This window comes from Botrimarina sp. (assembly GCF_040219535.1).
Lineage (GTDB): Bacteria > Planctomycetota > Planctomycetia > Pirellulales > Lacipirellulaceae > Botrimarina.
The window spans coordinates 1-12776 of the sequence record NZ_JAVJSH010000005.1 but is presented as its reverse complement, the minus strand read 5'-3'; the positions used below and the strand labels follow the sequence as shown (position 1 = coordinate 12776).

Annotated in this window: 6 protein-coding genes; 1 reads left to right on the top strand and 5 read right to left on the bottom strand. The window is 64.3% G+C overall.

Going from position 1 to position 12776, the window contains the following annotated elements; genetic code table 11:
• Positions 1-639: 639 nt before the first annotated feature.
• From RIC11_RS01925 to RIC11_RS01910, 4 genes are all read right to left on the bottom strand, one after another.
• Positions 640-2949: a hypothetical protein gene (locus RIC11_RS01925; protein ID WP_350208139.1), complete on the bottom strand. Its 2310-nt coding sequence runs from the start codon at positions 2947-2949 to the stop codon at positions 640-642.
• Between the two features lie 153 nt (positions 2950-3102).
• Positions 3103-3861 (bottom strand): hypothetical protein, encoded by a 759-nt coding sequence (locus RIC11_RS01920; RefSeq protein ID WP_350208138.1) that lies wholly within the window; start codon positions 3859-3861, stop codon positions 3103-3105.
• 245 nt (positions 3862-4106) lie between these two features.
• Entirely contained in the window at positions 4107-6158 is a 2052-nt protein-coding gene (locus tag RIC11_RS01915) for a bifunctional serine/threonine-protein kinase/formylglycine-generating enzyme family protein (RefSeq protein WP_350208137.1), read from the bottom strand.
• Between the two features lie 143 nt (positions 6159-6301).
• Positions 6302-6919, bottom strand: coding sequence for an ECF-type sigma factor (locus RIC11_RS01910; protein ID WP_350208136.1), 618 nt, complete (start codon positions 6917-6919; stop codon positions 6302-6304).
• Between the two features lie 536 nt (positions 6920-7455).
• Here RIC11_RS01910 and RIC11_RS01905 point away from each other — a divergent pair.
• Positions 7456-11208 (top strand): Ig-like domain-containing protein, encoded by a 3753-nt coding sequence (locus RIC11_RS01905; RefSeq protein WP_350208135.1) that lies wholly within the window; start codon positions 7456-7458, stop codon positions 11206-11208.
• A gap of 9 nt (positions 11209-11217) precedes the next feature.
• Here RIC11_RS01905 and RIC11_RS01900 read toward each other — a convergent pair whose 3' ends face one another.
• Positions 11218-12285, bottom strand: coding sequence for a hypothetical protein (locus tag RIC11_RS01900; protein ID WP_350208134.1), 1068 nt, complete (start codon positions 12283-12285; stop codon positions 11218-11220).
• Positions 12286-12776 lie beyond the last annotated feature (491 nt).

Here is a 12776-nt window from a genome sequence, read left to right as displayed (position 1 = left end):
CTCTGGAAACGAGATCGTCGTCGCGGTAGCTTCGCTCATGGCGGTGGGTTCCGGTGAAGGGTTGGAGGTCAGATGCCTCCCTTCTCCACGAACCCGCCGCCCTCTTCAACCTACGCCGTCCACAACATTCGACGATAACTCGGACAGGAAGGAGGAAGTTGTCTGTCGCCAGGCGCTGGCGGGGGTGCTCAAGCACTACGAACGAGCGGCTGCTTGAGCCAAATGCGGTCGGCGATGGCGACCTCAGTAGGTTACTGTTCGCCGTAAGACGCCGAAGTTGAGGCAACCTCGGCATCAAGCTGGTTGCCGAAACTGGCAGAGGTAGGTCGGAACTGTGAGGTTGAAGGACCGGGCTACGTAGTCTTCCGCGAGAGGATCAACCGCCACGGTCAGGGACCCGCTATCGGATCAGGGGTAGAACAAATGGCTACCCGATACCCCCCATACCCCACTGACGGGAATCGATAGCGATTGGCGAACCTCAATGGCAAAGTCCATTCAATGGTCGTTGCGATGAGTAGATCCACTCGCGGCGCGGCGTAGGGATCGGTGCGTCAAGCGTGCTGCGATCGAGCGCAGCGGCGTGCAGGGCTCGGTTGAAGGCCGAGCCCTGCACGTCGACTGGCGATTGCGAGCAACTCAACCGGCCTGACGCGGCCGTATCGCGCCCGCAACGGCTCCGATCACCAGCCAAATCATTGCCGGTTCCGGGACCGCCACCGCCTCTCCCACCCCGAGAGAGGCGCCGTAGTTGCTCACCCACACGTCGTAGTCGGCTTGATTGACCATGCCGTCCTGGTTTCCATCGGCGGCGAGGTTCGCATCGTTTCCCAAACTGTCTCGCCAGACGGTGTAGTCGGCGGCGTCAACGACCCCGTCGAGGTTGTAGTCGCCCAGCAACCCGCCGATGTCCGCGAGCACGAGTCGTGCTTGCGTCGCGTTGTACTCGACTTCCCACTCAAAAAGCTCGCCGCCAATCGCCATGAGTGGGATCGGGTCGAAAGCGCCGCTGACGCCCCCCGGCGCCAAGAGGACCGTGAAATCATCGCCAACGCTCGGCACGAAGAACCCATTGCCAACATCGATCAGCCGGGGCGTCAACTGCCCGGCGAGCGTGGCCGATCCACTCGTCAGCAGCTGGTCGTGTTCGCTGGCGGCGAAGTCGCCGCCGATCTCGACGATCCACTCACCTGCGCCGAACTGAGTGAAGTCGCCAACCGCGATGGATCCCGGTCCGAGTCCGATCTCAAGGGTCCCGCTGTTGGCGAGATCGGCGTTGGCTAGCGACAGACCGTTGTCGAGCACCATTCGTCCCGTCGTGTGGTTCGAAAGCGTCCCGCTCCCGACGAAAGTGGCGTTCTGATCGACGCGGCTGCTGCCGCGCATTAAGAGCCGGGAGGCTGCATTGGCAAAGCTGACCGTGCTCGCAGCGGTGAAGGTCGAATCCGCGGCGATCCCAGCGCCGCCGTCCACGTTTACGTCGCCCGTGATCGTCACTGCAGATCCGGCGACTCTTGTGATGGGGGCCACGCCAAAGCCCGTGAGGTTGAGCGTGCCGGACATCTCCCACCCGGCGTCCGGTTCGGCGAGGTTCAGCGAGAGTCCCCCGAAGAGCCCGCCAACGTTCATCACGCCATCGAAGCGGTCGGTGATCCCGTCAGCGATGCTATCGAGGTTGAGCGTTAGCGAGTTGTTGATAGTCCAGACCGTGCCGCCGGTCTCGCCGTCCAGGTCGAGCAGGCCACCCGCTATCGCGTGGGGACTGCCGACGGTCGCGGCGCCCTGCTGCCTGGCTGCGCCGTTGATCGTTGTCTCGCCCCCGCCCCACGTCGTTGGACCGGCGAAGAGCACCATGCCGGCGTTCAGCCGTCGTGTTGCGGTAGTGAACTGTCCTCCGCTGACGGTCGTGGCGCCATCGAACTGGAGGAGGCCCCTCTGGTCCAGCGCGAACGAGCCTCCCGCGACATCGGAGCTGCCGTCGAGTTCGAGGACGCCATCGGCGGCGATCGAGGTGCTCGCTCCGGCTACGAAGGTGGTCGCCGCTGTCACCCGACCGTAGGCATCTTCATCGACTTCCACGTCGCCAACGATGCCGACCGCCACGCCGCTGAGGATCGCGGCGCCGGGGTCGCCCACGTTTCGGGTGAAGCGGATTAAACCGTTGCTATCGATAGCCCAGGGAGACGATAGGTTCATCGCGATCGAGCCTCCGCCGATGATCTCCATGTCGCCGCTGAAGTCATCGGTCAGCGTCCCTCCCGAGAAGACTAGTGAGGTTGAGCCGGTTGTTGCCAGTACCCGCCCCCCGCCCCCCACGCCGTCGAGGTCGATGGCGCCTCCGCCAACCGATTGAATCGTCAGGCCGAGTATTGCGGCGATTTCGCCATCATTTCGGAGTGCGGTTCCAGCGCCGCCCAGAACGACCGTGCCACTGCCAAATAGGCGGGAGGGGCCGAACCCAATTAGAAGCTGCTGATCGACATCGAGCCGCCCGCCGAGCATCTGCACCTGGGCGCCTTGGGAAATCGAGAGCGTGTCGGTGTCAAAATCGATCGCCGACGCTCCGTTTTGCACACGTAGCTCTGTCTGGTTTACGCCAGTGGTCATAGCACCCGAGATCGTCGTGTCGCCCTGGACGACCAACCTGCCGGGGCCCGTGTTCAAAACCATGCCATCCGAGAGTTCGACTCCGCCAACGCTGAACTGGCCGTCCACGGTGACGGTTTGGTCGGCAACGAAACCGATGCTACCAAGCCGTGCAGTGTCGCCCAGCCCTGGGACGCCGAAGGGGCTCCAGTCGAGGTTCGTCGACCAATTGCCGTCGCCACCGATCCATTGCTTGTCGGCAGCGTGCGACAGGCAGGGCACAAATAGCGCCGCCAGCCAGGCGGCCATGCGGATTCGTCGGATTACCGCCCGACCCGGGCCCGAGGTTTTTTTCTGAAGCATTGCCTTGTCTCCGGTTCCGGTTACTCGTCCGTCGGTTTCGACGTCGAGCCGATGAGTGACGCGTAACGGTCCTTGCGCGAATACCTGCGGAGCCTCCGCAGGGCATAGGTAGGAGCGAATGCTGACGGCGGCGAATAATGCGTCGCCTCCACCTCAGCGCGAGGGCGATCCGAGTCGCGTACGGCCGCCACGCAAGCACGTCACAACGCCGGCAAACAGCAAACAAGCCGTCGAGGGCTCGGGGATGACGTTGGAGTTGCTCATCCGGATCTGGATCGTGCCACCGCCGAACTCAGGCGACGCGAGGAACAGATCAAGTGAGCCGCCATCGGCCGAGAGGAACGCGTCGTACGTCCCTGTGACGGCCGGTATCTTGAGTTGCGTCACCTGGATCAACGCACCGATGCCGGACGACGCTACGTCGGGCGGGTCCACCGAGAAGAGATTCAGCACCCCGTCGTCGTCGATGCGGCTTGGCGTCGAAGTCCCAATGACGTCCGAAGGCAACGGCGCCGGAGCGAGGTCGGTCGGCGCGGCGGGGAGGGAGGCGTCTCGGAGGTAGATCAAGAAGTCGCCATCTTCTTGGACCACGGCCCCCCAATCGCCGCTGCCCGCGAGCCCACTGACCCCGCCCATCAGCGCGTTGTCGCCCCCCGGCGAGTTGATGACGTACAAGTCGAGATCGCCGTCGTCGTCGTAGTCCTCAAAGATCGTGTCCCTAGCAGAGTGAGTGGTCCCTGCAATGTTGGTGAAGATGTACTCAATGAACCAACTGTCTGGATCAACGGGCTCCACCAAGACAAGCCCACCAATCCCGTCGTCGAATGGTGTTCCCGACTGAGCGTGAGCGAGTCCTGCGCCAACCGAGAGGTAAAGCCCCAGCGACAGACTGAGGGTGAATCGAATCTTCATCTGCCTGTTCCTTGTTCCGGATGATTAGTCAGCAGCCGAGAGACACCCCGCTGTCCGCATAGACCGCGTCCCTCGCCACTTAGCTAGACCGACAGGCAGCGGTCTGATGCGACATCCCATGCCGATTAACAGGAAGTTCCGCGCGGATTTCCGGATCAGGTACGGCGGAGCGTGACCATCCCGGAAAGGACGGACGGTCCGCAGTCCGTTCGCCACGGTGTCTGCGGCTGGCCCCGCGACGAGAGTTAGGGCAGTTCCGCCGCGACCCGGAACCCGCCGCGCGTGGGGTTCTCGGCCGGCTGGTGGGCCCGAGAGGCCGACCGCACCTCATCGGGAAGCGACAGGCAATTGCCGCCGCGCTGCACGCGGAGCGGACCGGATTCACTCCCCGCCGGGTCGGTCTTCGCGGCCGAATCGTAGAACCGTTCGGCTTCGCTCGTCTGATCGAGGCACCATTCGGCCACGTTGCCGTACATGTCGTGCAGCCCCCAGGCGTTGGGTTGCTTCGCCGCAACGGGCTTGGGAGTACGTCCCGCATTGGCCAGATACCAGGCGAACTCATCAAGCAGCGGCTCTTCGTCCCCGAACTCCCATCGAGACACCGACTCCGCGCGACAGGCGTACTCCCACTCGGCCTCCGTGGGGAGGCGGTAGCGTAGGCCGTCGCCCGACTCGGCGGTCAGCCACAGACAGTAGGCGACCGCGTCGTGCCAAGTCAGGTTGGTGACTGGGTGATCGTCCTCGGGCTGGTAGTCGCCGAGCTGACGCCAAGTGTAAGCGCCCTGACGCCAGACCCCGTTCTTCACGCCCCAAGCCCAACCACCCTTTCGCTCGGGCATGGTTTGGTAGCCCGTCGCTGACACGAAGCGCTGGTACTGACCGCAGGTCGTCTCGTTCTCGGCGAGGTAGTACGGCCGGGAGATCGTCACGGGGTGCTGCGGATACTCGGGATGCTCCTTCAGGATCGGCGGAGAGGGCGGATCCTTCGTGCCCATCAAGAACTCGCCGGCGGGTACGAGCACCAACCGGGTCTCCGCCACGCCGGTCCGGCGCAGCGGAAGCCCCTGCTGTGCGGCCGCTGTACTCTGCAAAGCGGCCCGCTCCGCAACGCTCAAATCGCGCGGGGGAGGAGCTGCGTCGTAGCCCGACTCGCGACTGGTGAACGCGAAGCCCAACAGCAACACGACGACAAAAAGTGGCGCCAACCCCCATCTGGCCCGCCCGTTGCCGTTACGTTGGGCTCGCTCCGATCGGTAGGCGTCGAGAGCGTTAACCACCTCCAGCATGCTGGCGGGTCGCTCCTCGACGCGCTTCGCGACCATGCTTTGCAGCAGACGATCGAGACCCTTGGGCAAGTCGGGGCGGCGTCCGCGAAGCGGGGCTACCTCGCCAACTTGATGGGCAATCAGACGCTGCCCCGAGGGCAGGTGACCGAACAAGGACTCGCCCGTGAGCAAGTAGCCCCAAGTGCAGCCCAGGGCGTAGATATCGACGGCGTGGCTCGCCGCAGAGGGGTCGATCGCCTGCTCGGGGGCGACGTAGTCGATCGTTCCAAGCAGGTCCCCCGACAGGGTGCCGCCTGCGCTCGATGCAGCCGGGACGGTCTGACTTGCTTCGCTGAGCGGCAGCTGCGTCGGCTCCGCCAAGCGGGCGAGTCCGAGGTCGAGAACTTTGACCTCGCCCGACCTCGTGATCACGAGATTCGAAGGCTTCACGTCACGATGCACCAACTCTTGGTCGTGGGCGTGCGCCAGACCGAGCGCCGCCTGCCTCACCACCTCGACCGATTCGGTCACCGAGAGCGGGCCAGAGCGGACGACTCGCTGCTCGAGGTTCTCCCCGTCGATCAACTCCATCGCGAGGTAGAGCAGACCTTCCTGTTCGCCCGCGTCGTAGGCGCGCACCACGTTGGGGTGCGACAGCCGAGCGGCGGCCTGGGCTTCGCGTCGGAAGCGTTCGACTTCCAACGGGCTGGCTTCCTGTGAGCCGATGACCTTGATTGCGACGCGGCGCCGCATCGCGACGTGCGTCGCTTCGTAAACAGCGCCCATCCCGCCAAAGCCGATGAGGTCGCCGACGACGTAATCGCCGATCTCGGCTCCTTTCGGCAGTTGGACCCGTGCGCAACTACTGGGGGTGGAGCCGTTGGACCCACTGGGGGATGACGCTGCGATGCAGAGCGACTTCAACCAACGCGGATCGAGTGAATCGATCTCTCGGTAGTCGTCGGCGGTTGGCTCCTCACCACGAAGGCGGCGGTAATCAACGTCGAGCGCTACGAGGTGCCGAGCCGCCACGGCCGAGACCTCTTCGGGGAGCGTCGCCAGGTACTCGCTCAGCGGCGGAGACCCGGCGGAACCGAGGGCCGATTCGAACTCGTCGCAAAGCCGATTGACCGCTCTCAGGACGTCGAGACGATTGTCGGGGGTCCCGTTCATGCTCAGTTCATCTGTTCCCAACAGTCTTCGATCAGGCGGAGCTTACGCTCGACGGTCCGTGGGACACAACCGATCGCCTTAGCGATCTCCCCCGTCGAGTGACCCGAGAGCTTCAAATCGAGGATGGTCTCGAGCCGATCGTCGCCCATCGTCGCCAGATTGTCTTTGAGCCGGAGCACCGAGTCACGGATCTGGACGACCAGTTCGTGGTGTGTCCCCTCAGACATCGCGTGCAGCGTGCGTACAGCGTAGTCCAAGGCGTGCTCGCCTGCGGAAATCGGCTGTAATCCGCCGCCGCGCTTCTGACGAGACTCATGACGCACCGCGTCCACGGTCTTCCTGAGAGTCAACGCGATCAAGACCGGCCACAGGGCTCGGCGGTCGCCCAGGTCGGGGAAACGACCCGCCCGAACGCCGACGCAGAAGCTCTTGAAGGCGCTCAACGCGATGTCTTCTTGGTCGAACAGTCGGCAAGGCGTCTTCTTAAGCCGCGTGCCGGCGAGTTCGCAGATAACCTGGTAGTAAACCGTCCAGAGTCGTCCAGCCGCGTCCGACTCGCCCGCGCGGAGCGCGTCGAGGAGCTTGGAGATCGGTTCTTGCGATACGGGGGCTTCAGGCATCCCTGGGTCTCGGTCCGATCGGCTGCACGTTCTTGCGATTGGCAATGGCAGCGCGCATCGCTGCCAGGATGCCAATCAGCAAATTGGCGGTCACACCGACACCCCCCCCGTTAGCGATCGCAGTGGGCGCCGGAGGCCAGTTGCTGGAAAAAATCGAAATCCCGATATTCCTAGTCTAGTTCACGGAGTTTCCTTGTCGCGAGTTGGTGCAGTCGACGGTTTTACCTACGTCGAATCGTTGGCGGGGGTCACCAGAAGACGGAGAAGATTCTAGGCAGCAATCCACGCAATCGCCGAAAACAAGCCGGTTCGGATCGATACCCGGTGGGTTGTTTCCCTAAACCGTAGCCGACCTTGCCACGTTGGGTGGCCCTGCCCCCGAGGTACCGTGGTCTGTCGTCAGCTACAGGAAGCTACAGGACACGTTGAGCCCACGAGCCCACGGACCGTCCAGCCACCCGGCAGAGGCGGTTGCTCGGAAGAGAATACGGAGAGCACAATCCATGAAGGGAGAGAGAATCCGAGCAAGGCGCCACATGCAGCTTGCAGTCGAGTCGTTAGAAGCGAGAACGATGTTCTCGGCAAATCCGGGTTTGCTGTCGGGTGACTACGACTTAAACAACACGGTTGACGGCGAAGACTACGTTGTCTGGGCCAACCAGTACGGTGCGGCCGGCGAGGGCCTCCTTGCCGACGGGAACGCCGACGGGCTCGTCAACGCCGCCGACTACACCATCTGGCGTGACAACTACGGCGCAACGCGTGAGAACACGCCACCCAACACCGTTGACGATTCGATCTCGATCAACCACGGCCAAACGGCCGCGATTCTCGCGTCGCAGTCGCTCGCCAACGATTGCGATCCCGAGGGGGGCCCTCTGTCGATCGTTCGCGGGCTGTCGGCGTCCGGCGGGTCCGTGGAGCTGCGCGACGGCGTCTTCTTCTTCACGCCCGATGGCAGCGGGGCGCCCCTCCGCTTTGACTACGTTGTCGCCGACGCTGCGGGCGCGGAATCCACGGCGTCGGTCAGCCTGTCGATGCGGCCGCCGACTCACGGCTCGCCGGACGACGGCACGAGGGCGGCCGAGCACATGGCCCTGTTACGGCTGATCGACACGATCGACGCCACGAACGTCGCGGTGCGTAGCGGCTCTTGGTCGGACCCGACGATCTGGTCGGCCGGCGCGGCGCCTGGCTCGGGAGAGCGGGTGCTCATCCACAACGCCGTCGAGGTTACGTACGACGTGCAGAGCGACACCCCGTTGGAATGGCTGCGTGTCGACGGGGTGCTCACCTTCCGGCACGACCAGCCGACTCGCGTCGTGGTGGAGACGTTCGTCTCCGACCCGCTGGGGACGATCAACCTGGGGACGGCGGCCCAGGCCATCGACGCCGAGGTCACGGCGGAGGTGCTCATTGACACTAGTGGCGGTCCTCTGAGCCAGACCGAGGACCCGACGCTCATCGGCCGCGGCTTCATCAGCCACGGCGAGACCAACGTCTACGGCGCGGCCAAGCAAGAGTTCACCACGCTCGCCGGCGACGCCGCAGCGGGCGAAGCGTTTATCGAGCTCACCGACTCGCTGCTTCCCGCGGGCTGGCGAATCGGCGACACGCTCCTGCTGGTTGGCACGGAGGCCAACCCGGCCCTGCTCAACACGGCGAACCAGGCCGCCGCCATCGTCGCTGCCGACGCCGAGAACTCGCGGTTCGGGGACGAGCTTCTGGAGATCACCGGCATGTCGGTGGTTGACGGCCGCGTGCGGGTCACGTTCCGAAACGTCACGAACCAGTCGGCTATCGATAGCGGTTTGACAACACTGCTATGGAACCACCAGCGACCCGACGGCGAGACTTTCGACCCCGATGAGCTGTCGATCCACGTCGCCAATCTGACCCGCAACGTCGTGGTCCGCTCGAGCGACCCGGACGTCCCGATCCAACAGCGTGGCCACTTCATGGTCATGCACAACACCAACGCCGAGGTCCATCACGCGCAGTTCAAGGACCTGGGACGCACGGACAAGCGGCTGGTTGTCGATGACCCGGCCGTGATTGGCAACTTCGACGGCTCCCCCGGGACAGGAACGAATCCGCGCGGTCGCTACGGCCTCCACCTGCATCGGTTGGGCGCCAACGACCTCGACGGAGTGGCGGCGCAGGTGACCGGCAATGTCGTTTGGGGCACGCCCGGGTGGGGCATCGTTCATCACGATAGCCATGCGGTGCTCGAAGACAACGTCGTGTTCGACGTCGTCGGGGCAGGCATCGTTGCCGAAGACGGGAACGAGCTGGGCCTCTGGCGGAACAACTTGGTCGTCAAGACGACGGGCGACCTCGTCAACGACTTCGACGACGGGGCGTTCTTTCAAACGCTACGCGGCCCCCGGTTTGATCTGGGCTTCGTCGGCAGCGGCTACTGGGTGCAAGGCGGCGGCTTCGGAATCCGCCTAGAAGACAACATTGCCGCGAGCACGAACGGGGCGGGTTTCGACCTGGTCCACAACACCGACTTGCTGGCGAACGTCGAGCTCATCTCGGTCGAGCTGGTCGCCGATCCGGTCGTGCGTCAAGCGCTCGTCGACGCCGGCTTCACGCAGGTGACCCCGAATAACGTACCGACGCGTGGCGCCGACGGCCTCGTGGCCTACAACGGCTACCGCGGCATCCACACGTGGCTCCACAACCGCGACAGCGGCGACATGGAAGGGCAGTTCACCTTCCCGACCCGACTCGCCCACGACTTCCGCTCGACGATCGAGAACTTCACGGTCTGGGGCGTCCAGACCGGCGTCCAAAACTTCTACTCGACCCGCTTCGACTTCCGAAACGGGCTCGTGGTCGGCGACCCCGACGCGCCCGTCCCGTACTTCGCGAGCCCCGGCCAGCAGGCCAACAATTCTGAGGGGGTCGGCATCAGCCACAACCACGAGGAGGCGAACAACATCCTCTTCGACGGCTTGCGGCTCGAGGGCTTCGAGTACGGATTCCAGGTGTTCAGCCCCTTCAACGACCGGCTCCAGGAGATGTCCCCCTACGCGGTCAGCGAGCTGCGCAACGCCTCGGTAGCGAGCGTCGAGCACGCCTTCATGCCGACCAACGGCAGCAACCCAAGTTCGCTGACGCATCGCTTCTCTGATCTCTTCGTGCTGGACGAGGCTTCCACCTTCAGCACGAACGGATCGCCGACAAACGTTGCACCGACGGCGGCGTTCGGCTTCGTGGCGGGCGGGGGGCTGTCGGTGGTGCTAGACGCCGCGGCTTCCTTCGACCCCGATCCAAGCCCCGAGGTCCGCCCCGGTGACGACGGTATCGTCGCGTACGCCTGGGACCTGGACGGTGACGGCGCCTACGACGACGCGTACGGACGCACCCTGACGCTCAGCTACGACACACCCGGCGACTACGCCGTCGCCCTCAAGGTCTGGGACGATGATGGGGAGTTCACGACCATCGCCGACGTGATCTCCGTCGTCGTAGGCGACTATGCGAACCCATGGGTCGATGGAGACTTCTCCGCCGCCGGGCCTTTCGCCGGCGAGCACTACAACATCTGGAGCGGCCGACGTGGCGAGGGCTGGATCGCCCGCGACGTCGTCCGCAACCCGGCCGGGTTCGCCGAGATCGGTACGCCCCAGTTCGGCCTCGGCGGCTTCGCCCAGCTGGTCCGGGACGAGCACGTCCGCCGTGGCGAGCAGACATTCTCGTTCGACGCAATCAACACGAACGCGACGGGCCCCACCAATGTGCTTCGCGTACGCCTGTTCGGCGTGAACGGGCAGTGGGAGCTGACGGACGGAGCCCCGTCGCCAATCCACTTGATGAGCGCTCCCGAGGTGACAACCCTCGTCGACGCCAATCTGGGTCCCGCCGATTTGCCGGTTTGGCAGACGCAAGCGTTCGACGTCGATCTCGGCGCCGCGGGTTACGAGTACCTCGTGATCAACTTGGAGTACTTCGGATACGACGAGGCGCAGGGCGACTACTTCGCTCTGGATAACTTTGACCTGCAGAGCCCGGCGCCCATGCCGGCGCTCGCGTGGCTCTTGGCCGAGACCAACTTCGACGATCCCCAAAGCAAAGTGAGGTCCGCTTTCGTGGCGCGCGATGAACGACCAGCCGTTCTGCCGGCTCCGCGTGACGACCTGCTGCTGACCACCTCCCAGAGCCGCGCCGAGTCAGGCGAAGAGCACGAGGCCGCTTCGCGTCCAATCGCAAGAGACACCGGTGAGAAAGCGTCCACCGCCGCCAACTCGTCACTCGACGTCGCTTTCGCCCAATACGCTTGATGACGGCCGTTAGACTTTCCGGCGGGAAGCCAACGTCGGATAGAGCATCGCCGCGATCAAACAGAGCGCCCCGCCCGCTGGCTCGGGAACGCTCAAAGCCTCCGTGACGGCCGGGACCGATCCAACTTCAAGCAGCGTCGCGCCATAACTCGAAGCCCACAGAGCGTAGCCGGCGGTATCCACGACGCCACTCTGGTCGGCGTCGGCTGCAAGGATCGTCGTGGAGTCGAGCGTATCCCGCCAGACGGTGTAGTCAGCGCTATCGACGACGCCGTCGTAGTTAAAGTCGCCGACGAGGGTTGGCACGAAATCGATCCGCACGTCGTCGAAGTCCACTTCAAGATCGGCGGTGGGGGCCAGCGGATCGACCTGGTTCAGATTGACCAAGCGGATCCCCAAATCGAGGCCAAGCCGTGGGTCCGAACTGTCGGTCGCGAAGGTCACCGTGCTGGTGGCGAACTCGCCCTCGGTAAGGAAGCCGGCAAGCTGCGAATCGTCGCTGGCGATCGGCACACCCCCTGCGAGCAGATCGATGCGGTAGCCGGGGAATCCTCTGAGATCGAAGTCCTCGCCGCTCAGCGCCCGGCCCGACGCGATGTTCCCGACCTCGACTCGTAGCGTATAGGTGCGGAACGGTTCAAGCGGCGTGCCGAACAGGGTTTGCTGTAATCCGTACTCGCCCAGACCGCCACTACCGGCACGGTTGTAGGCAATCGCGACGCGATCCCCTTCGGGTGCGCCATTGGGGAAGAAGATGAAATCCCCGGGGCTGGTCGCGTCAGGCTGCGGCTGGAGCGTGCCAACATAGAACGGGTTGCTGGCGCCAGCGCCCACGAGCCCGGGCGGGTCGTCGTAGACCTCCCATCCCAGAAAGCCACCGAAGCTGAACTCGTTGAAGATCGAGACGGACCCCGTAGTGTCCTCGAAGCCCGAGTTAACCACCGGGAGCGTCGTGGCGCCGTGAGCAGCAGGCGTAGCCACACACCCCACGCCGGCAAGGAAAGCCCGAAAGGCAGTGACTCGGGACTTCATCAACATGTAGGGAATCGCGATACGGCAGGTGGGAAACGCGGTCAAGCGTCAAGGCCACGGCGAACTTCGCCATCCCGACGATCCTCGACCGAAGTGCCCTCTGGCCCGAGGAATCGCCAACGCCGACTCTCGCCCGGCTAACAGTTAATCCGCTTATGGGTACGAAACCCGACAGAACGTTATTTCGGACCTGGGTGCACCCGCTGGTGCCAAAGCCGGCCTCGCAGATTCCGCCTGTCGGATCGCTCAAATGACTACGTCCGTTTATGCCTACCATTGGGCTCGCCGGACCGCGCGGCTGCCCGAAGAGGCGCCCACCGACTGCTTGTTGAAGAATCGTCGGGTGCGACTTTGGTTTGCTTCCAAATCGCCGCAACGCACGTTCTGAGGTCGGTTGAGATATCGTCAAGAGTTGTGTACGGCGGTTGAATCAGGCGGCGGCTTCTTGGAGCGGGAGGCCGTCTTGGAAGGGGGTCCCTCGGAGCACGTCCGGTAGGAGTTCGGAGCCGTTGAGCGCCCGCCATCGCTTGGCGGCC